The organism is Enterovibrio paralichthyis, assembly GCF_019209835.1.
Classification (GTDB): Bacteria; Pseudomonadota; Gammaproteobacteria; order Enterobacterales; family Vibrionaceae; genus Enterovibrio; species Enterovibrio paralichthyis.
This window is the reverse complement of sequence record NZ_JAHUTS010000004.1, coordinates 258,643-284,730: the sequence shown is the minus strand read 5'-3', so window position 1 is coordinate 284,730 and position 26,088 is coordinate 258,643. Positions and strand designations below refer to the sequence as shown.

Below are 26,088 nucleotides of genomic sequence, written 5' to 3'. Positions count from 1 at the left end.
TAATTGGTTGCGGGAGCCGGATTTGAACCGACGACCTTCGGGTTATGAGCCCGACGAGCTACCAGGCTGCTCCATCCCGCGTCCGTAATTCATCGTTCTAGTACGATGACAACTATTCCCATATTCCAAACTCTCTAAGGAGATTGGAGCGATACACAAGTTTCCTTGCGCATCTCACTTCCGACGAATCAAAAGTGACGAATTTGGAGCGACACACGAGGTTCGAACTCGTGACCTCAACCTTGGCAAGGTTGCGCTCTACCAGCTGAGCTAGTGTCGCATCATGGAGGCGCGTCCCGGAGTCGAACCGAGGTCCACGGATTTGCAATCCGCTGCATAGCCACTCTGCCAACGCGCCTTCGTTTGTCTCGCTTCGGTAAGTTGCCTTCCTCTGCGGTACGGGTTGGCATTCTACATAAGTTTTTATGGCTGTCACGCACTAATTGCGACGATTCGGTTCGTTTGCTTCTTTATCGAGCAAAGATGATAAATATCAGCCACATTGATCAAAGTTTTAGCAAAAAAACCTGGAAATAATTCTCACACCCTACACACACAAAGGGCTACACGCAGATACAAAAAAGCCAGTGACTGGTCACTGGCTTTTACATGAATCGCGTTTGAGGCGATTAAATCGCTTCTACGTCGAAGTCTACTTCTGGGTTAACGTCTGCTTCGTAATCCACACCGTCAACACCAAAACCGAACAGCTTGAGGAATTCTTCTTTGTATTCCACGTAGTCAGTCAGCTCTTTCAGGTTTTCAGAGGTGATTTGCGGCCACAAGTCACGGCAGTGTTGTTGAATATCATCACGCAGTTCCCAGTCATCCAGACGCAGACGGTTCTTGTCGTCTACTTCTGCTGCTGTGCCGTCTGCTTTGTACAGACGTTGGCTGAACATGCGGTAGATTTGCTCCATACAACCTTCGTGTACGCCTTCTTCACGCATTTTCTTGAATACCATTGCGATGTACAAAGGCATCACAGGAATCGCAGAAGACGCTTGGGTAACCACACTCTTCAGTACGGCAACGTTCGCGCTGCCGCCGGTAGCTGACAGTTTCTCGTTCAGTGCCGCCGCTGCGCGGTCCAAGTCCATCTTGGCACGACCCAGTGCGCCGTCCCAGTAGATTGGCCAGGTTAGTTCGGTACCGATGTAGCTGTACGCCACGGTTTTACAACCGTCAGCCAGTACGCCTGCATCAGACAGTGCTTTGATCCACAGTTCCCAATCTTCACCGCCCATGACGGTTACGGTGTCTTTGATTTCTTGTTCTGTTGCTGGCTCTACCGTTGCTTCGATGATTTCATCTTTATTGGTATCAACCGCAGTTGAACGGTAAACCTCGCCAATAGGCTTCAGTGAAGAACGAACCACTTCACCGGTTTTTGGCAGTTTACGCACTGGTGACGCCAGTGAGTAAACCACCATATCGATCTGACCTAAGTCTGCTTTGATCAACTCGATGGCTTTCTTTTTCGCTTCGTCTGAGAATGCGTCGCCATTCAGGCTTTTAGAATACAGACCTTCTTCCTTGGCGAATTTGTCGAATGCGGCAGAGTTGTACCAACCTGCTGTGCCCGGCTTCTTCTCTGTGCCTGGCTTTTCAAAAAACACACCGATGGTCGCTGCACCGCCGCCAAACGCAGCAGCAATGCGCGATGACAGGCCATAGCCGCTTGAAGAACCTACAACCAGTACACGTTTTGGTGCATTTGCGATTGGGCCCTGGGCCTTGGTGTATTCGATTTGCTCTTTTACGTTGGCTTCACATCCCTTTGGATGTGTTGTCGTACAGATAAATCCGCGAATTTTCGGTTTGATGATCATATTCAACCTTCCTTTCAAAGTTGGGCTTAGGATAAATACTTCATTTTGTTTTGGCACTTATTTTTGTCGTAAAACCCCACTTTCGGGCAGTGGTTGGAGGTGTTAGCAAGAAAAAACGCCGCAGTTGCGGCGTTTTTGAGAACATATCGTCGATTATGCAGCCTTTCCTTTTTTACGGCTGTGGGGCACTTTTTCAGCTTCGCCTTTAAACCATTCCGGTTTGAAGTTATCCACTTGAATCGCTTCGTAGCGCAGGGCGTTGGCATGTTTAATCTTGTCGACCTCTTCCTGAGTAAGGATGTTTTGTTCAAGCGCTGCATTCAGGCGCTCTTCCAAGGTTCCTTTACGCGGGACTTTCTTCTCTTTTGCTGCCGCAGCGAGTTTCTTCTCCAGCGGCTTAACATCCTGCATGGCATCGAAAGCACGCTCCATAATGGCAATCGGATCGCTTTCTTTGTTGCCCACGTAGCAAAGGTGTGTCAGACGCTCGCGGTGTGCCCCAGGGGTCATCAGCAAGTCTGCAATCTTAGTCGCCAACTTGTCTGACGGCGCTTTGTAGTGCATACCCAGTGGGAACAAAATTGCACGCAGCGAGAATCCAACACCTTTTTGTGGGAAGTTGTTAAACGCACCATCAAACGCCACTGCGCATTTGTTCAGGCAGTATTGCAGTGAGTAGTGAACCAGTGGCAGGTCAGTTTGCTGGCGACCTTCATCTTCAAAGCGTTTGAGCACGGCTGATGCCAGATACAAATGGCCTAACACATCACCCAAACGGGCTGAAAGCATTTCACGGCGCTTCAGTTCGCCACCCAGAGTCAGCATCGCAACATCCGCAGTCACTGCCAGCGCACGGCTCATACGGGAGAGTTGACGATAGTAATCTGCCGTTTCACCGGACACCGGCGCGCTGTTCAGGCGCGAACGGGTGAAAGCATTGGTGAAAGACATTAGGACATTCTTCGTCGCAAAGCCGATATGTTTGATGAGCAGTGAATCAAACGCTTCTGCGCCTTTTGATTCATCTTTCTCTGCCGCAGCTTCCATCTCTTTCAATACATAAGGGTGACAACGTGTCGCACCCTGACCGAAAATCATCAGGTTACGGGTCAGGATATTTGCACCCTCTACGGTGATCGCCACCGGCATACCAAAATAGTGGTGGCCTACATAGTTCAGAGGCCCCAACTGGATAGCACGGCCCGCGTGGATATCCATCGAATCATTAAGGATGGTGCGTGCCAGCTCTGTCATGTGGTACTTGGCAATGGCGGTCACGATCCCCGGTTTTTCTTTCATATCCAGCGAGGTGGTTGTCAGTGTACGCGCCGCTTCAAGCATATAGGTGTAACCACCGATGCGACCCATGGCTTCTGCCACACCTTCAAATTTGCCGATATTCATACCGAACTGTTTACGGACATAAGCATAGGCACCAGTCGTACGCGCCGTTAAGTGCCCCACTGCCGTGCCAAGCGCCGGCAGAGAAATACCGCGGCCCGCTGACAAACATTCCACCAGCATGCGCCATCCACGGCCAACATATTCCTGTCCACCGATGACCCACTCCATTGGGATGAACACGTCTTCCCCTCGGGTTGGGCCATTCATAAAGGAGAGCCCAAGTGGATTATGACGCTCACCAATTTCGACACCTTTATGGTCAGCTGGGATCAAGGCGCAGGTAATGCCCAGTTGCTCTTTATCCCCAATGAGACCATCAGGATCATGAAGTTTGAACGCCAGCCCCAGCACGGTGGCAACCGGCGCGAGCGTAATGTAGCGCTTGTTCCAGGTCAGACGGATGCCCAGAACCTCTTTGCCTTCATGCTCGCCCATACAGACAATACCTTTATCAGGAATTGAACCTGCATCGGAGCCTGCCTCTGGGCCAGTCAGAGCAAAGCAAGGCACCTCATCACCATTAGCCAGACGTGGCAGCCAATAGTTTTTTTGGTCTTCTGTACCGTAGTGGGTCAGCAGCTCGCCCGGCCCCAGTGAGTTCGGTACCATCACCGTCACCGCCGCACTTAGGCTGCGGGTTGCAATGCGAGAAACGATGGTGGAGTTGGCAAACGCAGAAAACGCCAGACCGCCAAATTCTTTCGGAATAATGAGGGAAAAGAATTTTTCCTTCTTCATGTATTCCCACACTTCCGGGGGAAGGTCTTTATGTTCCTGAACAATTTCAAAGTCGTTCAGCATTCCCAGCAAGGTTTCCAGCTGGTTTTCCATAAATGCTTTTTCTTCGTCAGTTAAACGCGGCTTCGGATATTGCAGCAATTTGCGCCAGTCAGGATTTCCCGCAAAGAGTTCGCCATCCCACCACACACTGCCCGCTTCCATTGCTTCGCGTTCAGTCACAGACAAAGGGGGAAGGACTTTCTTAAAAAACTTAAAAGCGGGGTCGCTAAGGTAACGTCTTCTTAGTGATGGTTGAGCACTCATGATTCAGATCCTTTTATTCGTAACACGTTAATTTTGTTTTTATAGTTTTTATCCTGCACTGCGCGGAATGTTGCGCGGCACAAGTGACAGTTCCTGGCCGATCGGTGCATCCACACCCGCAGCCAGATAAGGGATTAACCTGTCGATGATGTCTTCAATAGAAACATCATGACCAAAATCGTTTTCAGCTATTTCGCTGAGCGCCACATTAGAGGCCATGGTGAAAATCACTGCGCCCAACGTGAAATGCAGCCGCCAGAACACATGTTCAGGTTTCAGGGCGGGGTTAGCTTTAGTGACTGCGCGGGTAAACAGAGAAAGTACACTGTCGTAACGGGTGGTGATGAACCAGCGCAAGTGGCCTTGTACATCGGTATATCCGCGGCCGATCAATTGCATGAATGTGGAGGCACCGTGTCGACGGAAGCTATCCAGCCCTAACAGAGGCTTCTTGGTACAGGCAAACACCTCTTCCATTGAAATGTCGTCTTTTACCAAAAGTGCCTTCAGCTCTTGCTCCAGTTGGGGCATGAACAATTCCAGATACCGCGCCAGAACCGCCCGCACCAGCGACTTCTTATCACCGAAGTGATAGTTCACTGATGCCAGATTCACCCCTGCTTTGCTGGTGATGGTACGTAGTGAGGTGTCCTTAAAGCCATGTTCTGCAAAGAGTTGCTCTGCGGCATCAAGGATTTTCCCCTTGGTTTCGCCTTTTCCTGCCATTTTCATTCACCCGTATTAAACACCTGTTTAACTTTACATCCCGATAGCATTGATAACAACTAAAAAACATTTATCATCATCACAGAAAAAAGATGTGCTTTCAGATGCACTTTTAACCCTTTGTAAAGCATGATTTTTTAAGAAAACCAGGTAAAAAAGTGCTCAAGATTGAGAAAAAAAGTACAGTTCGGGGGAACCAAGTGAATATCGGCAGGTCACAATTAATGCCACTGCTTTTTCTTAGAAGTTTTTTCTTCTGAAGCCCGAACTCAATGTGAGTACGGGCTTTTTTTCGTTCTGGCGGGTGATGAATAAGAGTGGGTAAAGAGAAAAGGAAGAGATCGAAAACTTTTTTAAATATTTTTTGAACTAACTGAAATAGCCTCAGTCAGAGTAACTGTAGATAGCGGATAAGTGCCTTAATATGTAATGCTGGCCGCCACACATGTCTTCTGACTTATCCCTAGATGCTGCTGCTTTTTCTTACTCCTGCTTAAAACTTTTTGCTTTAAGATCGCCCGCTCCCATGGATGCGGGCTTTTTTTTATTTCAATGTTCTCGGGAATATGAATATCAGCCTTGCAATGGCATCAGGTATGGCGATGGATACCTCAATTCAATGCCAAGCACTTTCAATGAAAAATCCGGACAAATCCGTTTACCCTCTCCCCCCTCAGCAACAAATTGTGGTTCTGGCAACCCCAGTTCGGCGGCAGCCCATTGGTAATAATCTTCGCGGGTTGGGTGCGCCGAGGCTGATAGATGAAGTATCTCTCCACCTAGCTGATTCCCAATGACGGCCTCCATGGCAGAGATACAATCATCACGGTGAATAAGGTTGACCGGGTCTTTACCATTAGCGATGCCCTCCCAGCCAGCCAGAAATTTTGCTGGATGGCGTGAACCACCGACCAGACCCGAAAAGCGCACTATCACACCATTCTCGGGAAACTGCGCTTGCACGTAGGTTTCCAGCTCTCGGTGTGCGCGGCCTGATGCAGTGTCTGGATGGCATTCCGTACTTTCGATCACGTTTCCTTTCACTTCCCCATAGACAGAGGTCGTGCTGACGAAAATAAACTGCTTCACATTCCCCGCTTTGGCGGCATCAATCATTGCTTTCATTGCAGTGACAAAACCATCACCTTCAAGTGTCTTTCTGCCGGGCGGAATATTGGCGATAAACACATCGGTGTCAAAAAGCAAGTTTGTGGTCTGGGCAGAATCCGTATTGAAAATATCGAAGACAACCCCCTCAATCCCTTTATTTTTCAGTAACGCCACCCCTTCATCCGTACGTTTGCTGCCCGTGACAGCGTACCCTTTTGATAGGAGGTATTCAGCCAATGGCAAACCCAGCCAACCACAGCCGCATACTGATACTGTTTTATATGGTTTCGACATCGAAAGTTCCCTGTAAGCAAATTTCAGCAACCCCAAATATTCATTCGAGACGTGCCACAAGAACGGAATGCAACCCGCATTTGGTGAAAAAAAACTCCGCCATTGTGTAATTAAGCAACTAAAAGCGTGAATGAATACAAATTTTTTAACGGCAATTCTTGGTTAAAATGTCTTTCGACAGGTTCAGCCGTTAGACTCGACTATAACATTGTTGGACTTCGAAATATTTCATCCATATACGTCACCTTACGCCGCCCTGATAACTGGATAGCGAATACTGACAACTTAGACAGCGGAAGCGACGCGGTAATCTGAATGAACACCCTAGAAAAAATACAAAAAAATATCGAAAACTTTAGTAAGTCAGAACGAAAAGTTGCAGAAGTGATCATTGCATCACCACAAACAGCTATTCATTCCAGCATTGCAACGCTGGCTAAAATGGCTGACGTGAGTGAGCCGACAGTCAACCGTTTCTGTCGCCGACTGGATACTAAAGGTTTTCCTGATTTTAAACTTCACCTTGCCCAGAGCCTTGCGAATGGTACGCCTTACGTTAACCGTAACGTAGAGGAGCACGACAGTGCCGATGCGTATACCTCAAAGATTTTTGAGTCGACCATGGCGTGTCTGGATGTGGCGAAAAACAGCATTGACCCACACCAGATCAACCGCGCGGTCGATTTGCTGACCCAAGCCAAGAAAATCTCTTTCTTCGGTCTGGGCGCATCTGCTTCCGTTGCCCACGATGCACAAAATAAATTCTTCCGCTTCAACATTCCTATCGTCTGTTTCAACGACATCGTGATGCAGCGAATGAGCTGTATTAACTGTTCAGACGGTGACGTGGTGGTGGTTATTTCACACACTGGCCGCACCAAGTCTCTCGTTGATGTTGCAACACTGGCGAGAGAAAACGGCGCAACGGTAATCGGTATCACCGAGAAAGGCTCTCCACTGGATAAAGTCTGCTCGCTGACCATTACTCTGGACGTACCGGAAGACACTGACATTTACATGCCAATGGCAAGCCGCGTAGTACAGATGACTGTCATCGACGTACTGGCGACCGGCTTTACACTGCGCCGTGGTCCAGGATTCCGTGAAAACCTCAAGCGCGTCAAAGAAGCCATCAAAGACTCCCGCTTCAACAAAGAGTCGCTGACGTAAGCAGATTGCATCAATAAAGGGTAGACACAATGTCTGCCCTTTTTATTTCGTCGCAGGTTGGCTCAACTACACTTTAACTACTGATACACAAAGCCAAGCCGCTTCGCCTTCATTCGATTGTTCTTCAAAGCAAGCATTTATTTCAGGAGAAATTCATGACCGCTCCACTTCGCCGAACAAAAATCGTAACCACATTAGGCCCCGCAACAGACAAAGAAGGGGTATTGGAAAAAATCATCATCGCCGGTGCCAACGTTGTGCGGATGAACTTTTCCCATGGCACAGCCGAAGACCATATCGAACGCGCGAATAAAGTCCGTGCTATCGCCGCTAAACTCGGCCAACACGTGGGTATTCTTGGAGACCTGCAGGGCCCGAAAATCCGCGTTTCCACCTTTGCCGATGGGAAAGTCCAACTGGCCGTTGGTGACCGCTTTATTCTCGATGCCGATTTACCCGCTGGAAAAGGCCATAAAGAGCGCATCGGTATTGATTACAAAAACCTGCCAAATGATGTCGTCCCTGAAGATATCCTGCTGCTGGATGATGGCCGTGTGCAGTTAAAAGTGCTGTCAGTTGACGGCGCCTGCATTCACACCGAAGTTACTGTGGGTGGCCCGCTTTCAAACAACAAAGGCATCAACAAAAAGGGCGGCGGATTATCAGCCCCAGCCCTGACAGAAAAAGATAAGCAGGACATTCTCACCGCAGCGAAAATCAAGGTCGACTATCTGGCCATCTCTTTCCCGCGTAACGGGGATGACATGCGTTTCGCACGCTCTCTGGCAAGGGATGCCGGTCTGGAAACCCGTCTGGTTGCCAAGGTTGAGCGTGCGGAAACTGTTGCGACTGATGAGAACATTGATGACATTATCGAAGCGTCTGACGCTGTGATGGTGGCGCGTGGTGATCTGGGCGTGGAAATTGGCGATCCGGAACTGGTGGGTGTGCAGAAAAAGCTGATCCGCCGCGCCCGCTCTTTGAACCGCTGTGTGATCACCGCCACCCAGATGATGGAATCGATGATCAAAGCCCCGATGCCTACCCGCGCAGAAGTTATGGACGTAGCGAACGCCGTATTGGATGGAACCGACGCAGTGATGCTGTCAGCAGAGACAGCTGCCGGTGACTACCCGATTGAAACGGTGAAGGCGATGGCGGAAGTGTGTGTTGGTGCCGAGAAGATGCCGTCTATCAACGTCTCGAATCACCGTCTGAACAAAGAGTTCGAGTTGATCGAAGAAACTATCTCTATGGCATCCATGTACGCGGCGAACCATATGCCGAAGGTTAAGGCCATGGTAGCGCTGACAGAATCAGGCAAAACGGCTTTGATGATGTCGCGTATCAGTTCGGGCAAACCGATTTTCGCCATGTCGCGCCATGAATCTACACTGTCACGCGCTGCGCTCTATCGTGGTGTTACACCGGTTTACTTTGACGCAGATACCGGTGCGGGCCCGGACATCGCCCATCAGGCGATTGAACTATTGAAAGAGAAAGGCTTATTGAAACCTTGGGATGTGGTCATTTTCACCCAAGGCGATGTGATGGGTTATGTCGGCGCAACCAATACTATGCGTATGATCACTGTGACCTAAACTTGCTCCCCTTTATACGTTCAAAAGCCCGCGAATGCGGGCTTTTTCGTTTATTCAGTCAGCGCTTCAACCAGCCATTTTCCGCCGATTCACTGAGCAGTTCGGTGACTTTTTGCCACAGAATGGCTGAGCCTTTCTCGATTTTTCTGTTCACTGTCAGTGCCTGCTCAAGCGAAACACCGTGCTCTTGCCAGCTTTGGCCATCATTGTGATAGTTGAGCAGCATGGGGAGCATTCTATCCAACGCTTTCCCAAACCGTGCTTCAGCACTCTCCCCTGCTTCAAATTCCAGCCAAAGCGACAACAATGCCTCGCCCTGCTCTTTGGGTAACATCCCAAACAACCGTTTTGCCGCTTTAAGCTCCTTTTCTTCCTGCTGTTTGACCGCTTCCAGATCGTAAACAAAGGTATCGCCAGCATCGATTTCCACCACATCATGGATTAACAGCATTTTCACGACCTTGGCGATGTCTACAGGTTCATCGGCATGCTCAGCAAGCAACAGTGCCATTAAGGCGACCTGCCAGCTGTGTTCGGCAGAATTTTCCAGACGGCCACCATCACACTTGATCCGCGAACGGCGTAAGACGGCTTTCAGTTTGTCGATTTCGATAATCAGCGCCAGTTGTTGTTCAAGACGCTCTCGCTGGCCAGTACTATTCATTGATTGCGGCTACCCAGTCTTGGTTGATGACGGAGGTCAGAATGTGGTCTTCCCATTTTCCGTTGATCAGGAGATAGTCTTTGGCTTCGCCTTCTTTTTGGAAACCCACTGCCTGTAATACAGCTTCACTGCGCTTATTACGCGGCATGTATGATGCTGTCACACGGTGCATATTGAGATTGTCAAACAACCACTGGTTAGTCGCCTTCAAAGCACGGCGCATGATCCCGCGCCCTTGCGCGTTTTCCGCCAGAGAGTAGCCTACGTTACAGGCATGAAAAGGAAACTGCATAATGCTGTTGTAAGTGATCACGCCGCAGATTTCCTCACTCTCTTTTTCAAAGATAAGGAAGTAGTAAGCCAAACCATGTTTTTGCAGCTCGGAAAGCTGGACAACCCGACGGTCCCACCCTTCTTGGGTAAAAAAAGAATCAGGCCTCAATGGCTCCCAGGGCGTTAAAAACGTCCGGTTTACTTGAAAATAGCGAACCACCGACGCGACATCTGTCTTCTGTACAGCTCTGATGACAAGATCATCAACGATCAATCTTGGGAAAGGGTTTATAATTTCGACTGACAACTTGCCCCCTGTCTAACTGTGTCGTGATTATGTACTTCGATAGCTTTGATTCCCCACTGGGGAAGATACACCTGCTGGCCGATGAGTCTGGGTTACGCCAGTTAACCCTTTGCCTTCATCATCCTTTTGAGCAATGTCGCGATTGGCAGCACTCTCCCTCCTTCCTCGCCCCCTATAAGCAACAGGTCCTTGAGTTTTTAGAAGGAGAACGAACTGACTTTGACATACCGCTTGCGCCCGAAGGCACCGAATTCCAACACAAGGTATGGCAAGCCCTCCGGGACGTCCCTTACGGCGAAACCTGCTCTTACAGTGATATAGCTGAAGCCATTGGTAACCCGCAAGCCTGTCGTGCCGTCGGCATGGCCAACAATGTGAATCCGATCCCCCTTATCATCCCCTGCCACCGTGTTATCGGACGGGATGGTGCATTGGTCGGTTACCGCTATGGCCTGGAGATAAAGCAAAAGCTGCTCGATATGGAAAAAGAAACGGCGCACTGAAGCGCCGTTTTACTATTTCTTGCCAATGCTGTATTCGCGCAGTTTATTCGCCACTGCCGTATGCGACACACTCAGGCGTTTAGCCAGTTTCCGTGTCGACGGATAACTACGGTACAGGTTCGCCAGAATACCTGACTCATAACGCTTCATGATGTCGTCCAATGAGCCGTCCAGCGAGTCCTCTGTCAAAAATGCCGTCTGCTCTGTTTCAGGAAGCTGGATATCCGCTTTGGTCAGGCGTCCGTCTTCTATCTGGGTCATGGCACGGAACAGCACATTGCGAAGCTGGCGCACGTTCCCTGGCCAGGAATACTGGTTCAGCAAATCCAACACCCCGGCTTCAAGCACCGGATGTTCTTGTCCCAACTCAGCAGCAAACTGGTTCAGGAACAGCTCTGCCAAAGGCTGAACATCAGACGGACGCTCGCGAAGTGGCGGTACCGTCAGCGACAACACATTCAGGCGATAGAAAAGATCTTCACGGAATTGTCCCGCAGTCACACGCTCGGAAATGTTTTTCTGCGTTGAGCAGATAACGCGGACATCAACTTTGATTTCCTTCTCTTCACCAACCCGGCGGAAGGTGCCATCTTGCATAAAGCGCAACAGTTTGATTTGCAGATGCTGGCTCATTTCCCCGACTTCATAGAGGAAAACCGTACCACCGTCGGCCTGTTCCAACTGCCCTTTTTTGCCTTCATGGTCCGAACCCGGAGCACAACCGAACAGTTCGGTTTCTGCGGCATCGTCCGGCATGGATACACAGTTCACCAGCAGAAACGGTTTTTCTGCGCGGTGTGAGCGTTGGTGACACGCTTTTGCCAGCATTTCCTTGCCGGTACCTGTCTCACCCTGAATAAGTAGTGGTGCATCCAGCAAAGCAAACTTCTTGGCCTGGTTGACCAGGGTGCGGAACTTACTGGACTGCCCCACCAGATGCTCAAATCCATGCTCGCCCGGCGTGCGGTAAAGCGTGGTGGGCAAATGGCTCATGGATACCTGTTTGAGCTGAATTACCGCACTGGCCAATACATCCCGCTGCTCGCTGTCTGTGACGTAAACCGGCATCACTTCCATCAGGTAATCCATACCGGACATGACAACCTGACGACACAGTTGGCTGGCGTTATCACGCTCAAGCCAGTGGCTGAAGTTAAATTCGGGAAAGAGATTATTGGCTGTTTCGCCAAGCACGGCGGACTCTTCGCAGCCCAGCAAACGGAAGGCGGCCTTATTGGCCATATCGACTTTACCGCTGAGGTTCACTGAAAAAACCGGATCGCTCAGGGTTTCGAGCAGCGCCCGCAATTCACGGTGTTCGCGCTCTGCAGGCAGGAACTGAATTTTGCGGACATCAGTGACGCCGCTAATCAAACGAATTTCAGACATCAGCTGCCTGAACTCATCAAACTCAATTTCCGGGCAGTTCAGGTAAATAATACCGACCTGGTCGATTTCTATGCCGCGCAAATCAATATTGCGGCGCGCCAGAATATCCAGCAGTTCCCTGGTCAATCCCAGCCTGTCTTCACAAAAGACCTGTAGTCTCACGGTGTAATCCTGCTAACAAAGGGCTGACGAACTCCATTTTCTCCCATCAGCCGGTTGGAATGAATGCACACGCTGCAACGATTTTTTGCCGCGTGCTCCTGCACCCCACGCCATATTCCTTGGCGTACATTAAAGTGTCAGGAATAGTTGACAGTGTTCGAAGTGTGCGCCCGATAGAAGTGCGAGTCAAGCGACAGAACGTAAAACGTGAGAGACAAAAACAAACCTGAAATCCCACGCAAACAGGATCTTGTATTTCATCGATACCGTGCTGCAGAAAAAGAAACAGCGCCATCAGGCGCTGCTTTTTTTGGAGGTCAGTTGCGTGAGCAATTGTCGGCGCATATCCGATAGTTTTGGCGGTTCGGTGCCGACATAAGGAAGCGGACGCATAATGGCCATCGCTTTGTAGCCCAGACGTGCTGTTAAAAGGCCGACACCCAGTCCCTGTGCTGCGCGGGCAGACACCCGTCCGGCAAGGTCGACAGACAACATGTCAGTGCCCACATCCGTCAAGGCTTCACTTGCACCGGCAAACGCCATGTTCACTAGCACCAACCGCAACAGGCGAATGCGCGACCAGTAGCCCAGTTTCACGCCATAGACATTCGAAACCTGCTCCAACAGGCGGAAATTACGCCAAGCCACCAGAAGCATATCTGCCAGGGCAAGCGGGCTCAGGGCAACCATGACAGCGGCTTCTGTTGCATAGCGCGCGACCATCTTGCGTGCCTTGGTGTCTTGCTCCGCCACGACGATTTGGTCATACAGTTCGAACACTTCGCGGTCGTTATGGGTAGCCGCCAGCGAGTTTTGCCAGGTGTCATAGCCGGGCGTGAGTCCGACAGCCGATTGCTTGGCAAGCTTTTCGCAAAAGTGTTTGGCTTTGCCAATGCCGTCTGCCGCCATGATTTCGACAACCTGTTCGCGCTCGTCCTGCCGCCCTTTCAGGCGGCGGAGGGCAAACAGTTCACGACCCAGGGCGCCAACCCCCATCGCAGCCAGCCCCGCAACAAAACCGCTCCAGCCTACGGTTAACCAATCACCGCTTTGCACCGCAGTGATCACGGTATCAACCGTCTGCCAACCAACCAGTGCCAGTCCAGCCGTTGCCAGTATGCGCCAGCCCCAGCGCTTTTTACGCGGCGGATTCAGCACAGCCGCAACCTGTTGCTCTGCATCACTTTCCTCGTCGATAGCAGCAACAGAAAAAGTAACCTTGTCTTTGTCGAACTGCTGTTGCAACGTCAACTCTGGAGACGCTGCTTTTTCGCCATCTTTATCTTCGAAAACAATGGCTTTTTTATAATCGTTCATCTTTTTCCTTACCTGAGCTTATCGCCCAGCAAATACTGTAATGCCTTGTCGACCCGGATATGTGGCAAGGGCTCATCCACATCCGTTGGCATTGGGCGAAACTGACGGAACTCAAACTGGTTGTTCTGCCAGAAAGTGTCACCCGGCAACCGCGATGGCACATCTCCCGGATACATCAGGATGGACTCGCCATCTTCCAGAGTGCCACGCAACGCAGCGACAGATTCACCTTTGTGGTTGACCATACCGGGCTCGGTCGCCTGAATGGACGCGAGACTGACGCATTCCATATCAATGCCTTCAAAAGCCGCTGTTTGCCACGCTTCATGGATAAGCTGCTGGAGCAACGACACCAGATTGGGGTGTTGATCCGGTGTCACGTGGTCAGCTTTGGTTGCAGCAAACAAAATCTTATCAATGCGCGGTGAAAACAGACGGCGCAACAAGCCGCTTTTGCCGTAGCGGAAGCTTTGCATCAACTGCTCGATAGCCAGCCGCATATCATTGAAAGATTCCGGCCCAGCGTTGAGCGGCTGCAGGGTATCCACCAGCACGATTTGTCGGTCTACCTTCGAGAAATGATCCTTGTAGAACCCCTTCACGATATGCTGACAATAGTAGTCGTAGCGCTGTTTTAGCATGGCGTAATTACTGCCTGCTGGCGCAGATGCTAACTGGCTCTCGCCATATTGATCACTGACCAGCGGAAAGAACTGTAATACCGGTGCACCGGCGTATTCTCCCGGCAGGACAAACCGCCCAGGCTGAACCCAATGCAGACCCGCTTCATCCTTACAGGCATGAAGGTAAGCCGTGTATTTTGCTGCAATATCAGCAATGTGCTTTTCATCGGCCTCTGCCATTGGGTCAAAGTCATTGACCGCATCCAGCCATGTTTGCGCCAGAGCCTGTCTTTTACCAGTCAACACGCCGCGCTGCTTGCGCGACCATTCGTCAAAGCTCATCGACAGCAATGGCAGATCCAGCAGCCACTCGCCGGGATAATCGACAATATCCAGATAAAGGGTTGCCGTTTCCTGCAGTAGCCTGAGTGCGCCTTTTTCCGGATGGAAACGAATCGCCAGCCGGATTTCACTCACATCGCGGGTCGGTGAAGGCCATGCGGGCGGTTGCCCACGTAATGATTGAATGCCTATGTCGTAATCAAACGCCGGGATATGCAACTGTGTTTGCTGGACACGGCGGGCACCGAGCACCCTGCCTTCCCTGACAGGCCGGAACAACGGCATGCGCGGGTTAGTGGCACTGTGCAGGAGTTGATTGATTAACGAGGTAATAAATGCGGTTTTGCCTGCCCGGGAAAGGCCGGTTACTGCGAGTCGAACGTGTCTGTCGAGAGTCCGGCTGACCCATTTGTCGACCTGACGCTTCACGGTTTTCATGAAATGCAGCACCCCTCAAAAGGTAAATCCCCCGCAAAGCAGGGGAAGAGGATACAAATAACAGCTAATGCCTGGTCAGAGTTTTTTGAACTGGCGATTCAGCTCAAACTCTTTGGATGTCACGTACGCTTCCATTTTGGCAACGCCACGCTCCATCTCTTTAATTTCTTCATCAATGTCTGCCAACAGTTTGCTCGCAGACTTACCCTGTTGCCAAGGCTTTTGTTTCACTTGATGTTCTTTGTTGTGGTGGGTTTTCTGCGCTTCTTCAGGTGGCATTTTTTCCAGAATCAGCATCGCTGCAATGTACGCCACGATAACGAAGAAACCCAAACCAATCAGAAATGCTGTCACGGTCAGAATCCTCACCAGCCAGACTTCCATCCCAAAGTAATCAGCGACACCCGCACAAACGCCACCGATTTTTCCGTTTACAGGATCACGATACAACGTTTTGCTCATTGTTTATGTCTCCAATTTGGCGCTTCCTCATCCAGAATGCGCTCAAGTGAGTGTATCCGCTCCTGCAGCGCTTCTGCGCGATTGGCCAGCGCCTGCAGGTGTTCATACTCGTCGCCGCTGAGCCCCTGTCCAACCTGTCGCTTGCTGCGGTAGTGGAGCCATAGCCACAGTGGTGCCACAAAAACCAGAAACACCACCAGTGGAACAGATAGAAACGCCATTGACATGCCAACTCCTTACCCTAGCCGGGCTTATTCTTTATCCTTCAGCTCAGCTTTCATGCGCTCAAGCTCTTTTTCGATTTCGTCCTGTGCCTGAAGATCGGCAAATTCGTCTTCCAGACGTTTACCACGCCCAATGCTGTAGCTGTCTGCTTCGGCTTCCAGTTCGTCAATGCGGCGCTCATATTGCTCAAATTTCGCCAGCGCTTCGTCTGTGCGGCTGGTATCAAGCTGACGACGCACGTCACGTCGGTTGCCTGCCGCTTCACGACGGATCACCAACGCTTGCTGACGCGCTCTTGTTTCAGCCAGTTTGGTCTCAAGCTCAGCAATTTCATTACCCAGCTTTTCGATAGTTTCATCGACCAGACTGTACTCTTCTTTGAGGGTCAGCAAAATATCATGCACTTTTTGCTTTTCAATCAGTGCTGCGCGGGCAAGGTCTTCGCGGGATTTTTGCAGCGCAAGTGTCGCTTTCTCCTGCCAATCCTGCATCTGGCGCTCAATACCTTCAATTTTCCGTGCCAGTTCTTTTTTGTCCGCCAATGCACGGGCAGACGAGGTGCGAACTTCCACCAGCGTGTCTTCCATCTCCTGAATGATCAGGCGAACCATTTTTTGTGGATCTTCCGCCTTGTCCAGCAGCGAGTTGACGTTGGCGTTAACAATGTCTGCAAAGCGAGAAAAAATACCCATTGTGATGCTCCTTGTTACCGAATGCGCGCTTCGCGCTTAACAATGTGGGGGGATGCCCCGGTTTGCAGTACCTATTACAATCTGCGTGCCAAGTTTATAAATCATTTATTTTCAAAGCATTAGATTAAAACGTGCAATTCCCACCCAGGTGCGTATGATGAAATAAACTAACAGTTGGTATTTTTCACCATGCAGAAACCCGACAACCTCATTGGCCAGTCCGATCACTTCCTCTCAGTGTTAGATCATGTTTCCCGGCTTGCGCCGCTGGAACGCCCTGTGCTGATTTTGGGTGAACGGGGGACGGGTAAAGAGCTTATCGCGAAACGCTTGCATTATTTGTCACGTCGTTGGGATGGCCCTTTGGTCAGCCTCAACTGTGCCGCGTTGAGTGAAGGCTTGATTGATTCTGAATTGTTCGGCCATGAGGCCGGTTCTTTCAGTGGGGCGAAAGGCCGCCACAAAGGGCGGTTTGAGCGTGCAGAAGGTGGCACCCTGTTTCTTGACGAACTGGCTACCTCACCGCTGGGTGTGCAGGAAAAACTGCTGCGGGTAATTGAATACGGTGAATACGAGCGTGTGGGGGGAAGCCAGGTTCTGGGTGCTGATGTCCGCCTAATCTGTGCCACCAACGAAGACCTTCCACAGCTTGCCAGCGTCGGGAAATTCCGCGCTGACCTGCTGGACCGACTAGCGTTTGACGTTATCCATCTTCCGCCGCTTCGCGAACGCCATGGCGACATTCTGCTGCTTGCAGAATACTATGCGCTGAAGATGTGCCGTGAGCTGGGTTACAGCTATTTCTCCGGCTTTTCCCCACGGGCAATTGACACCTTGCACCACTACCGGTGGCCGGGCAACGTGCGCGAACTGAAAAACGTGGTGGAGCGGGCGGTTTACCGCCATGCAGATGAACATTCGCAGGTGAATGTTATCGAGCTCGACCCCTTCCAGGCGCCTTGGAAGATGGAGCCCCTGCCCAATGCAGAGCCAGAGAACACGACCATTTCTTTCCCTATGGACTTGCGCCAGTGGCAACAGGATCAGGAACAATCCATTGTTGAACAGGCGATGGAACAGGCAAGATTTAATCAACGCCGCGCCGCAGAGCTACTTGGCTTAAGCTACCATCAGATAAGAGGGTTGTTGCGAAAATACAATCTGGTGGGTGAGGAAAGCTCGGGATCGGATTAGTTTTTTCGCCAAATCTTCTGAATTTAACCAGATATTCACACCGCCACTTGGTGACTCCGGCGCTTCAGTGGTAGATTAATAAACTTAACTTTATTACGTAATCATTGGCTTATGAGCGCTCTAGGCCGCTTGCTAATGGCAAGCGTTACTCTACTCCTCCTGGTGGGATGCGAAGATCCGTTTTCAGATAATGCCGCGCGTAATCGCGGATTTATTTATTGCGGTCCGGGCCAACCCAATACCTTCAATCCCCAGCTGACTGACGGCGGTCTCACCGCAGACGCGCTATCGAGTCAGTTGTTTGATCGGCTCTTGCAGTTAGACCCTGAAACCTACCAGCCTGCGCCCATGCTTGCCCACAGCTGGGAGGTCAGCCCCGACGGCAAAGAGTACACCTTCTCACTGAGAAAAAGTGCGCGTTTCCAAGTGACGGACTGGTTTATCCCCCATCGTGGACTGACTGCCGAGGATGTGGTTTTCAGCTTCAAACGTTTGATAGATCCGGAGCATCCCTTCAGTGACGTTTCCGGTGGTCAGTATCCTTGGTTTGACAGCATGGACTTTTCAGGACTGGTGGAAGATGTGGTCGCGCTCGATGACTACACCGTAAAATTCATCCTCTCCCGCCCAGACGTTTCATTCCTCTCCACACTTGCTACCACCTATGCCGTTGTCCATTCGGCAGAATATGCCAATGAATTGTTGGAGCAGGGAACTCCGGCGCGTCTTGATACTCACCCTGTCGGCTCTGGCGCGTTTTACCTTGATGAATACCAGCCACACCGCTACATCAGGCTGAAAAGGCATTGGGGCTACTGGAATGGTGCTGCGCCAATGGAGCAGATTGCCTATGACATCAGTAACCGCGGTACCGGCACATTGACCAAGCTCATCACACGCGAATGCGATGTTTTATCTTCCCCTATCGCCAGCCAACTTTCAGTCATTAATGAAAACCCCGATTTTGTGCTCGCCTCACAAACCGGCATGAATGTGGCTTTTCTGGCACTCAATACCCGCCATCCGGCCCTTTCCGAGTTGGAAGTCAGACAGGCGATCAGTCTGGTTATCAACCGCAATGCCCTTATCCAGTCGGTTTACTACAACACAGGAACCCCCGCGACCGGGATGTTACCCCCCATGTCTTGGGCATATGACGACGACGCGGATATCGGTTATGACGTGCAGTTGGCTAACAGTTTGATGGCAAAAGCAGGTTATCGGCACGGGTTTGATATTGATCTTATTGTGCCGCTCACGCCTAAGGCCTACAATCCTAGCCCCCGCAAGGCAGCGGAACTGATTCAAGCTGATCTCGCCCAAATCGGGATCAGGGTGAACATCATTGTTCAGGAAGACATTAACCGTAAGGTGTTGCGTGACGACATCTCGGAACTGGGCATGGTGCTGACCGGTTGGATTGCAGACAACGGCGACCCGGATAATTTCCTCCGGCCGCTTTTATCGTGCAATGCCAAATTTACCGGCTGGAACCTGTCCAACTGGTGTAACCGCTATTTTGACCGCTATCTCGACAGTGCAATCGCCACGGATGACAGGGAAAAAAGACGGGCACTCTACCTTCAGGCGCAGGCGATTCTAAATGATCGCATGCCTGTTATACCGTTAGCCCACGGTGTGCATTATCAGGCGCGTAATGCGTCTTTACAGGGCATTAGTCTTAGTCCTTTCGGAGACAAATCTTTTGCAAATGTGTCTAGGAGCCGCTGATCTATGTTGATCTACGCAATCCGTCGGCTCAATCTTTTCATCATCACGTTTCTGATCCTGACGTTGATCGGTTACAACATCGTCAAGCTTGACCCTTTCTCGGTTTATAACCAACACGATTTCTGGTTTGGCTGGCTGCAATACCTGCGTGAACTGATGCAGGGCAACCTCGGTTTTTCATCCAATGGACAACCTGTGACCCAAGCATTGATGCGGGTACTTCCTGCAACGATGGAACTCTGCTTTTTTGCCTTTTTACTGGCGCTGATTGTGGGTATTCCATTCGGTACGCTGGCGGGTATCCGCAGGGGTTCGACGCCAGACATCATCATTTCATCCATTACACTGCTGACATTTTCCATGCCCATCTTCTGGATGGCGATATTGATGATCATGTTGTTTTCCCTGTATCTGGGATGGCTGCCGGTTTCCGGCCGTTACAACCTGTTGTTTGAAATTCCGCCGACAACCGGTTTTGCTTTTGTCGATGTACTTTTATCCAACCATCCCCAGCGCTCTCAAGCGATTGAAGACATTATCCGCCATTTGATCATGCCGACGCTGGTATTGGCGGTGGCACCGACCACTGAAATCATCAAACTGCTGCGCGATTCTGTGGGCGATGTGATGAGCCAGAACTACATCAAAGCTGCGGCGACCAAGGGATTGTCAAAATCCGAAATCGTTATGCGTCATGTATTGAAAAATGCTCTGCCGCCTATTATTCCAAAATTTGGTATCCAGATTTCGACCATGATGACCTTCGCCATCATTACTGAATCTATCTTTAACTGGCCAGGCATTGGCACCTGGTTGTTAGATGCTTTGAACCTCCAAGATTATGTGGCAGTGCAAGCCGGTGTGCTTGCGGTCGGGAGCATTGTATTGCTCGCCAACATTTTCTCGGATCTCGCTGGCGCTGCAATCAGCCCGCTGGCAAGGAAGGAATGGTATGCCCTCAAATAGTGTTTATATGGAGGAGCGCATTCCGACCCAGTTGGAGCGTTCCTGGAAAGCATTTCGTGAAAACAACCTGGCTGTATTTGGTTTTTGGTGTTTGTGTATCCTGATTCTGGTCACCCTGTTTGCCCCCTGGATAGCACCTTTTGATGCTCAGCACCAAACCGGACACCTGCTACTTCCACCATCGTGGGATACCAAAGGCTCCGTGGACTTTTTCCTCGGGACTGACGATCTGACCCGCGATATGCTCTCGCGCCTGATTGCCGGCTCCCGTCTCACCTTTGGCTATGCGGTGCTGGTGGCTATTGCAGCCGCGATCATTGGCGTGCTGATTGGTATTGTTGCTGGCATGACTTCTGGTCTTAAGTCCAGCTTCCTGAACCACTTACTGGATACCGTACTTTCTATCCCTTCCTTATTGCTGGCGATTATCGTGGTCGCGTTTAAAGGCCCGGGGGAGATGAATATATTGCTTGCTGTGTGGCTGGCATTGATCCCTCGCTTTATTCGCGCCATCTACACCGCTGTCCACGCGGAAATGGAAAAAGAGTACATCACAGCCGCCCGTCTGGATGGCGCAAACAGCTTCTACCTGCTCTACCATTCCGTGTTGCCAAATATCCTTGTCACTCTCAGTACAGAGCTGACCCGCGCAATTTCAGTCGCTATCCTTGATATTGCAGCGCTTGGCTTTCTGGGACTCGGTGCCCAGGCGCCTTCTCCTGAATGGGGGGCAATGCTGGGCGATTCGATTGAACTGGTTTTCACCGCGCCATGGACAGTCACCCTGCCGGGTCTAGCCATCATGATGAGCGTGCTGGTCGTAAACCTTGTTGGTGATGGTCTGAGCCAAGCCATTAACGCAGGAACTGAATAATGCCGTTATTAGATATTCGACACCTGACTATTGAGATTGAAACCCCTCAGGGCATGGTAAAGGCGGTAGACCGCATGAGCCTGACCATCAATGAAGGGGAAATTCGCGGCTTGGTAGGTGAATCCGGCTCAGGCAAAAGTCTGGTTGCGAAAGCCATCTGTGGCGTGACCAAAGATAACTGGCGCGTCAGTGCTGACCGCTTACGCCTTGGCAACATCGATCTGCTTTCCCTGCCTGCGCGGGAGCGCCGCCATATGGTCGGCAAAGATATCGCGATGATTTTCCAGGAGCCGTCAACCTGTCTCGACCCTTCTGAAGAGGTGGGCTATCAGCTGGAAGAAGCCATTCCATCTGACTCATTCAGCGGCAGTTGGTGGCAACGCCTTTCATGGCGCAAGCAACAGTCTATTGCCCTGCTACATAAAGTCGGTATCAAAGATCATAAGCGGGTGATGAAAAGCTACCCCTATGAACTGACTGACGGTGAATGCCAGAAAGTCATGATCGCCATGGCGATTGCAAACCGCCCCCGCTTGTTGATTGCCGATGAGCCAACAAACGATCTGGATCCAATTACCCAGGCGCAAATTTTCCGTTTGCTTAGCCGCGCGAACCAGATTTCGAATACGACCATTTTGTTGATCAGCCATGATTTGACGACAGTTACCCAATGGGCAGACCGTATTACGGTTATGTACTGTGGCCAGTCGGTGGAATCAGCAGGTCGCCAGCAAATTCTTGAGTCACCGCATCACCCTTATACTGATGCGCTGCTGCGGGCAATGCCGGACTTTAGTCAGAACATTCCACACAAGAGCAAGCTGGAGGCACTGCCGGGTTCTATCCCGCCGCTGCAACATTTGCCAATCGGTTGTCGGCTGGGGCCACGTTGCCCTTACGCACAGCGCAAATGTGTTGAGGTCCCCCGCACGAAGAAGGTGAAAAACCACAAATTCGCCTGCCATTTCCCTCTGAACATGGAACAGAAGAAACATGAGCGCACTGCTTGAAGTCGATGGCCTGAGTAAAAACTACCACTACCGCACCGGACTTTTTACCAAGCGGGTCATTGAAGCGGTTAAACCCGTCTCTTTTTCGCTGGAAGCAGGTGAAACACTGGCGCTAATTGGCGAAAACGGTTCAGGAAAGTCCACACTGGCGAAAATGCTGGCTGGCGTTGTCGCACCCAGTGGTGGAGAGATTCGGGTGAACGGTGAAGTACTGGCGCACAACGACTACAAAACACGCTGCAAATTGATCCGGATGATTTTCCAGGATCCAAATACGTCGCTGAACCCTCGCACCCCGATCTGGCAGATCCTTGAAGGGCCGCTGAAACGAAACACCAATATGACAGCACCGGAGCGCGAGAAACGGGTCATTGATACGTTACGCCAGGTTGGTCTTTTGCCAGAGCACGCCTATTTCTACCCACGTATGCTTGCGACAGGCCAAAAGCAACGTGTTTCCCTTGCCCGTGCACTCATCCTGCAACCTTGCGTAATCGTTGCGGATGAAGCCCTTAACGGCTTGGATATGTCTATGCGCTCGCAAATCCTCAACCTTTTGTTGGAGCTTCAGGAGCAAATGGCACTTTCCTACGTCTATGTATCCCAACACATGGGCGTGGTGAAACATATTGCTGACAAAGTGATGGTGATGCAAAACGGTGAAGTGGTGGAAGCCGGCGACACCCAGACAGTATTTGCCGCCCCGGAACATCCGTTAACGCAGCGTTTGTTGGAAAGCCACTTTACGGCCCCGACACTGGAGCGCCGCTCTCGCTACCATGCCACATAAGCTGTTAATTTAATAAATAAAACAAAGCCCTGCGAATGCAGGGCTTTTTCATTTGATTTACTCAGGTAAAGACTGACCTTTCGGCACATTGTATGCGCGGACAAATTTGCTGTTTGTGCTGAATATCAACTTGGTACGTTGCAGGACTTCCTGGTAACTGATGTCATCAATAGTGCCGTTTACATCCAACAGTGCTTCCACGCCCCATCCGTTTATCAGGTAACGGCTAAATATATTTGCCTGATCGTGGGCATTCTGGTCTAGGTTCTGCATCGCTTCACGGAATTGTGCCGTAGCAACATTGAACTCTTCTTCCGATACCCCTTGAGACAGCGCTTTAGCAATCGATTCGAACACGTCATTTGCTTCTTTGGCGCGCTTTGGATCGACGGTGGCAGCAAACCCCCACCCCGTGCGATCTTCATTGTCGACATTGATTTGCCAGGTATTCGGCGCATAAGACAAACCTTTCTGCTCCCGGACAATATTAATGACACGTCTCATCACGATACGTTGCAGGATATCATTGATAAAAGCAGATTCGGCACTATCATCCTGCGCTGTTGGGCTCAGCACGTAAAGTGCAGCAAACCCTTTGTCTTTTTCCTCTTGCGCTATTCCCAACGAAATATCTGCGTCAATTGGCCACTCCTGTGGGTCTTTTAGTGCAACATCTGCTGGCGGAGCTGCAACGTCAATGCCCGCCAGATATTTACCGACAGCACGCTTCAAGCGGCTGGGCGATACATCACCGACGATATAGATTTTGGTATTGTCCGTCGTCTGGAAGAAGTTTTGATGCACTTTCTCGACTTGATCCAATGTGGCGGCTGCGATTTGGTTTTCACCGACAAACATGTACGAAGGATCGTTGTCGCGCAGTGCGTAAAACACCTCTTTATCAAAAGCGCCGCCTGCTGAGGAGAAAAAGTTTCTCGACTCCCCAGTAAGCTTCCTTTTGGCAACCTTTAAAGCCTCTTCGCTGAACGTCGGATTTTGTATTGCATGATGCAACACAAGAAGCGCATCATTCAGCTGTTCCCGTGAAGAACCCAGGTGAACTGCATGACGGGTTGGTGAAACCTCTGGCCAGATAGCAATATTTTTGTCATTGAGATACCCGGAAAGTTGCTGACTATCCAACCCTGCTAACCCGGATAAGAACAATGTATCTGGCATAAGGTAACTTGCCGCCATCATTTCGTCTGGAATGATTGAACGTCCGCCTTTGTTACCCAACACGATTCTCAGGTCTTTTTTGGCTTTCGGGTTTTGTTGATACCAAACTTCCATACCATTTCCGAGTGTCCAAACGCGCAGAGATGGTGTCACAGACCTTTCAGCAACCACTGACCCGGTTTTATCAACCATCGCCAATATCGCTTTGCCCGTCTTACCTGCAGGCGCCTCTCCTTCAAGGCTGAAAAGCTCCCTTGCCATTGCAAGTTGCTTTGTCACTACTGAACGGTCTTCACTTGGGTCAACAAACGCAACAGTGGATGGTGTACGGGACAACATGGACTCTATGCTTCTGAACAAGGAATCTTTGTTCACATTCCTCGACCAGCCCAGTCTCAGAGAGTCTTCGTCATCGACAGATAGATTTGGGTAACTATACAACAGGTTACGGGCGTACTGATCAGCTCTATCCCTTGCATTGAGATTACTGTCGCGCTGAATTAGCTGCTTTTTATTGGCTATACCCCAACCAATAGACGATGCCAGCGATGCATCTGCGCCATGATCACGCAATGTGGCTAAGGTCTCTGCAATTGCCAGTTGAGCCTCATCCCTGGCTTCCTCTGGGAACTGGCTACGAATAATCAGTTGCCGACGCTCACCGATGTTATCAACCCAGACCTGAATACTGTTTTGATCGCCGGTGATGCGTAATGCCACTTCCTGAAGCTTCTGGGCAATTAAATAGGCTGATTCCCATTGCGTCCAAAGCGCATACAAGCCCGCTTTGTCGTTCACATCAGCACTGCCAAGGTCAAACAGCATGACAGTCGATGTACCCTCATTTGGGTAGGCTGTATAGAGCGCGGTATCCTTGTCCAGTTCAGGAACCTGGTATCTCTCCGGTATTTGGGTAACACCGCGTTGCCATTCTGAAAACTTTTCAGCCATCAAGCTTTGCACTTCAGTGGCTTCTATGTCTCCCACTACGACAATATGGGCAAGCTGGGGCTGATACCATTTGTCATAAAATTCACGAAGCGATGCGGGTGTGGCTTGTTGCAGCTGATTGAGCTGGCCAATTGGATCCCGCTCCTCAAGTTTTGAACCTTTCGCAACGTGTTCATATAACTTCAAGCCGGCTTGTTTGATGCCAGCGCGGCTTGCCCGCCACTCACCAATCAACACCTCTTTTTCTTTTTCCACTTCGTCATTTGAAAAAGTCAGCCCCTGCGCAATATCTGAAAACCAGTCCATGGCTTCAGGCGCATAGGCCGCGTTGGGAAGATCCAGTTTGTAAACGGTTTCATAGCCGCTTGTGAACGCATTGGTACCGTGACCAAATGTGACACCGATACGTCGTGCGAACTCGACAAATTCATTACCTTCAAAATGCTCTGAGCCATTGAATGCCATGTGTTCAACAAAGTGAGCGTAGCCGCGTTGCTGGTCTGTTTCCTGTAGGCTACCAGCCTGGAAAATTAAGCGGACAGAAACATCTTCATGCTCGGGGGAAGAAAAGACGTGGTAGGTTAATCCGTTTTCTAAGGTTCCTGTCGACCATCGGTCGTCAACACGAACATTGCTTCCCGAGGTTGCCTGGCAACCTACGAGTAAAAATGCCATGCAGGCAGAAAATACTAATCTCATCAAATACTCCCTTTTTGTTTAAAGGAAATCTTAATGCGGTTAGTAATCAACCCGTTAGGAGGAAGTTAACGGAATTATAAGCAATATTGTTCGATGCGAACGACATCACGTATGAG

The 26,088-nt window shown here is 50.5% G+C and carries 22 protein-coding genes and 3 tRNA genes; 9 read left to right on the top strand and 16 right to left on the bottom strand.

Features of this window, described 5'->3' with window-relative positions:
- Positions 1-4 precede the first annotated feature (4 nt).
- The 7 genes from KU854_RS07280 to KU854_RS07250 all read right to left on the bottom strand — a co-directional run bounded on the left by KU854_RS07280 (position 5) and on the right by KU854_RS07250 (position 6,410).
- Positions 5-81, bottom strand: a tRNA-Met gene (locus KU854_RS07280).
- Positions 82-204: 123 nt separating this feature from the next.
- Positions 205-280, bottom strand: a tRNA-Gly gene (locus KU854_RS07275).
- A 4-nt stretch (positions 281-284) separates the two neighbouring features.
- Positions 285-358 (bottom strand) — tRNA-Cys (locus tag KU854_RS07270).
- A 271-nt stretch (positions 359-629) separates the two neighbouring features.
- Entirely contained in the window at positions 630-1,832 is a 1,203-nt protein-coding gene (gene fabV / locus KU854_RS07265; protein ID WP_218357751.1) for an enoyl-ACP reductase FabV, read from the bottom strand.
- Positions 1,833-1,985: 153 nt separating this feature from the next.
- A complete protein-coding gene (locus KU854_RS07260; protein WP_218357750.1) occupies positions 1,986-4,280 on the bottom strand; it encodes an acyl-CoA dehydrogenase in 2,295 nt (764 codons plus the stop codon).
- Between the two features lie 48 nt (positions 4,281-4,328).
- Complete coding sequence (gene psrA / locus KU854_RS07255; RefSeq protein ID WP_218357749.1) at positions 4,329-5,006, bottom strand: TetR family transcriptional repressor PsrA; 678 nt, start codon at positions 5,004-5,006, stop codon at positions 4,329-4,331.
- Positions 5,007-5,579: 573 nt separating this feature from the next.
- Entirely contained in the window at positions 5,580-6,410 is an 831-nt protein-coding gene (locus KU854_RS07250; RefSeq protein WP_218357748.1) for an SDR family oxidoreductase, read from the bottom strand.
- A 315-nt stretch (positions 6,411-6,725) separates the two neighbouring features.
- Between KU854_RS07250 and KU854_RS07245 the strand changes: the two genes are divergently transcribed.
- Positions 6,726-7,580 (top strand): MurR/RpiR family transcriptional regulator, encoded by an 855-nt coding sequence (locus KU854_RS07245; RefSeq protein WP_218357747.1) that lies wholly within the window; start codon positions 6,726-6,728, stop codon positions 7,578-7,580.
- Between the two features lie 155 nt (positions 7,581-7,735).
- On the top strand, positions 7,736-9,181 hold the full coding sequence (gene pyk / locus KU854_RS07240) for a pyruvate kinase (protein ID WP_218357746.1): 1,446 nt from the start codon (positions 7,736-7,738) through the stop codon (positions 9,179-9,181).
- Between the two features lie 58 nt (positions 9,182-9,239).
- Here the strand turns inward: pyk and KU854_RS07235 are convergent, their stop codons facing one another.
- Positions 9,240-9,845 carry an HD domain-containing protein gene (locus tag KU854_RS07235; RefSeq protein WP_218357745.1) on the bottom strand — a complete coding sequence of 202 codons (606 nt, stop codon included), beginning with the start codon at positions 9,843-9,845 and terminating at the stop codon, positions 9,240-9,242.
- Positions 9,838-10,425: a ribosomal protein S5-alanine N-acetyltransferase gene (gene rimJ / locus KU854_RS07230; RefSeq protein ID WP_218357743.1), complete on the bottom strand. Its 588-nt coding sequence runs from the start codon at positions 10,423-10,425 to the stop codon at positions 9,838-9,840. Before rimJ ends, KU854_RS07235 begins: the two co-directional genes overlap by 8 nt.
- 29 nt (positions 10,426-10,454) lie before the next feature.
- Between rimJ and KU854_RS07225 the strand changes: the two genes are divergently transcribed.
- A complete protein-coding gene (locus tag KU854_RS07225) occupies positions 10,455-10,928 on the top strand; it encodes a methylated-DNA--[protein]-cysteine S-methyltransferase (RefSeq protein WP_218357742.1) in 474 nt (157 codons plus the stop codon).
- A 12-nt stretch (positions 10,929-10,940) separates the two neighbouring features.
- On the opposite strand, the gene tyrR is transcribed toward KU854_RS07225, so the two are convergent.
- The 6 genes from tyrR to pspA all read right to left on the bottom strand — a co-directional run bounded on the left by tyrR (position 10,941) and on the right by pspA (position 16,578).
- Positions 10,941-12,479, bottom strand: coding sequence for a transcriptional regulator TyrR (gene tyrR, locus KU854_RS07220; RefSeq protein ID WP_218357741.1), 1,539 nt, complete (start codon positions 12,477-12,479; stop codon positions 10,941-10,943).
- Positions 12,480-12,773: 294 nt separating this feature from the next.
- Complete coding sequence (locus KU854_RS07215; RefSeq protein ID WP_218357740.1) at positions 12,774-13,796, bottom strand: YcjF family protein; 1,023 nt, start codon at positions 13,794-13,796, stop codon at positions 12,774-12,776.
- A gap of 8 nt (positions 13,797-13,804) precedes the next feature.
- Complete coding sequence (locus tag KU854_RS07210) at positions 13,805-15,199, bottom strand: YcjX family GTP-binding protein (protein ID WP_218357739.1); 1,395 nt, start codon at positions 15,197-15,199, stop codon at positions 13,805-13,807.
- Between the two features lie 75 nt (positions 15,200-15,274).
- Positions 15,275-15,661 (bottom strand): envelope stress response membrane protein PspC, encoded by a 387-nt coding sequence (gene pspC / locus KU854_RS07205; protein ID WP_218357738.1) that lies wholly within the window; start codon positions 15,659-15,661, stop codon positions 15,275-15,277.
- The gene (gene pspB / locus KU854_RS07200; protein WP_054780612.1) at positions 15,658-15,888 is read right to left on the bottom strand and encodes an envelope stress response membrane protein PspB; all 231 of its coding nucleotides are present in this window, start codon (positions 15,886-15,888) and stop codon (positions 15,658-15,660) included. Before pspB ends, pspC begins: the two co-directional genes overlap by 4 nt.
- Before the next feature lie 24 nt (positions 15,889-15,912).
- Positions 15,913-16,578 (bottom strand): phage shock protein PspA, encoded by a 666-nt coding sequence (gene pspA / locus KU854_RS07195; RefSeq protein WP_054780613.1) that lies wholly within the window; start codon positions 16,576-16,578, stop codon positions 15,913-15,915.
- A 189-nt stretch (positions 16,579-16,767) separates the two neighbouring features.
- Here pspA and pspF point away from each other — a divergent pair, with 189 nt between their 5' ends.
- From pspF to KU854_RS07165, 6 genes are all read left to right on the top strand, one after another.
- Positions 16,768-17,772 carry a phage shock protein operon transcriptional activator gene (gene pspF / locus KU854_RS07190; RefSeq protein WP_218357737.1) on the top strand — a complete coding sequence of 335 codons (1,005 nt, stop codon included), beginning with the start codon at positions 16,768-16,770 and terminating at the stop codon, positions 17,770-17,772.
- A 111-nt stretch (positions 17,773-17,883) separates the two neighbouring features.
- Positions 17,884-19,503 (top strand): ABC transporter substrate-binding protein SapA, encoded by a 1,620-nt coding sequence (gene sapA / locus KU854_RS07185; RefSeq protein WP_218357736.1) that lies wholly within the window; start codon positions 17,884-17,886, stop codon positions 19,501-19,503.
- 3 nt (positions 19,504-19,506) lie between these two features.
- Complete coding sequence (locus KU854_RS07180) at positions 19,507-20,469, top strand: ABC transporter permease (RefSeq protein WP_218357735.1); 963 nt, start codon at positions 19,507-19,509, stop codon at positions 20,467-20,469.
- Positions 20,456-21,343 (top strand): putrescine export ABC transporter permease SapC, encoded by an 888-nt coding sequence (gene sapC, locus KU854_RS07175; protein WP_218357734.1) that lies wholly within the window; start codon positions 20,456-20,458, stop codon positions 21,341-21,343. Before KU854_RS07180 ends, sapC begins: the two co-directional genes overlap by 14 nt.
- The gene (locus KU854_RS07170) at positions 21,343-22,353 is read left to right on the top strand and encodes a peptide ABC transporter ATP-binding protein (protein WP_218357733.1); all 1,011 of its coding nucleotides are present in this window, start codon (positions 21,343-21,345) and stop codon (positions 22,351-22,353) included. Before sapC ends, KU854_RS07170 begins: the two co-directional genes overlap by 1 nt.
- The gene (locus tag KU854_RS07165; RefSeq protein ID WP_218357732.1) at positions 22,337-23,143 is read left to right on the top strand and encodes a peptide ABC transporter ATP-binding protein; all 807 of its coding nucleotides are present in this window, start codon (positions 22,337-22,339) and stop codon (positions 23,141-23,143) included. The genes KU854_RS07170 and KU854_RS07165 overlap by 17 nt, the downstream gene beginning before the upstream one ends.
- A 57-nt stretch (positions 23,144-23,200) precedes the next feature.
- Here KU854_RS07165 and KU854_RS07160 read toward each other — a convergent pair whose 3' ends face one another.
- On the bottom strand, positions 23,201-25,972 hold the full coding sequence (locus KU854_RS07160; protein WP_218357731.1) for a M16 family metallopeptidase: 2,772 nt from the start codon (positions 25,970-25,972) through the stop codon (positions 23,201-23,203).
- Positions 25,973-26,088: the final 116 nt, after the last annotated feature.

Coding starts and splice junctions, on each gene's coding strand:
- KU854_RS07215 (WP_218357740.1), bottom strand. CDS start 13,796: ATGAACGATTATAAAAAAGCCATTGTTTTCGAAGATAAAGATGGCGAA.
- KU854_RS07160 (WP_218357731.1), bottom strand. CDS start 25,972: ATGAGATTAGTATTTTCTGCCTGCATGGCATTTTTACTCGTAGGTTGC.
- sapA (WP_218357736.1), top strand. CDS start 17,884: ATGAGCGCTCTAGGCCGCTTGCTAATGGCAAGCGTTACTCTACTCCTC.
- pspA (WP_054780613.1), bottom strand. CDS start 16,578: ATGGGTATTTTTTCTCGCTTTGCAGACATTGTTAACGCCAACGTCAAC.
- KU854_RS07225 (WP_218357742.1), top strand. CDS start 10,455: ATGTACTTCGATAGCTTTGATTCCCCACTGGGGAAGATACACCTGCTG.
- KU854_RS07260 (WP_218357750.1), bottom strand. CDS start 4,280: ATGAGTGCTCAACCATCACTAAGAAGACGTTACCTTAGCGACCCCGCT.
- pspC (WP_218357738.1), bottom strand. CDS start 15,661: ATGAGCAAAACGTTGTATCGTGATCCTGTAAACGGAAAAATCGGTGGC.
- KU854_RS07180 (WP_218357735.1), top strand. CDS start 19,507: ATGTTGATCTACGCAATCCGTCGGCTCAATCTTTTCATCATCACGTTT.
- KU854_RS07170 (WP_218357733.1), top strand. CDS start 21,343: ATGCCGTTATTAGATATTCGACACCTGACTATTGAGATTGAAACCCCT.
- fabV (WP_218357751.1), bottom strand. CDS start 1,832: ATGATCATCAAACCGAAAATTCGCGGATTTATCTGTACGACAACACAT.
- KU854_RS07235 (WP_218357745.1), bottom strand. CDS start 9,845: ATGAATAGTACTGGCCAGCGAGAGCGTCTTGAACAACAACTGGCGCTG.
- KU854_RS07250 (WP_218357748.1), bottom strand. CDS start 6,410: ATGTCGAAACCATATAAAACAGTATCAGTATGCGGCTGTGGTTGGCTG.
- KU854_RS07165 (WP_218357732.1), top strand. CDS start 22,337: ATGAGCGCACTGCTTGAAGTCGATGGCCTGAGTAAAAACTACCACTAC.
- KU854_RS07210 (WP_218357739.1), bottom strand. CDS start 15,199: ATGAAAACCGTGAAGCGTCAGGTCGACAAATGGGTCAGCCGGACTCTC.
- pyk (WP_218357746.1), top strand. CDS start 7,736: ATGACCGCTCCACTTCGCCGAACAAAAATCGTAACCACATTAGGCCCC.
- psrA (WP_218357749.1), bottom strand. CDS start 5,006: ATGGCAGGAAAAGGCGAAACCAAGGGGAAAATCCTTGATGCCGCAGAG.
- sapC (WP_218357734.1), top strand. CDS start 20,456: ATGCCCTCAAATAGTGTTTATATGGAGGAGCGCATTCCGACCCAGTTG.
- pspB (WP_054780612.1), bottom strand. CDS start 15,888: ATGTCAATGGCGTTTCTATCTGTTCCACTGGTGGTGTTTCTGGTTTTT.
- KU854_RS07245 (WP_218357747.1), top strand. CDS start 6,726: ATGAACACCCTAGAAAAAATACAAAAAAATATCGAAAACTTTAGTAAG.
- pspF (WP_218357737.1), top strand. CDS start 16,768: ATGCAGAAACCCGACAACCTCATTGGCCAGTCCGATCACTTCCTCTCA.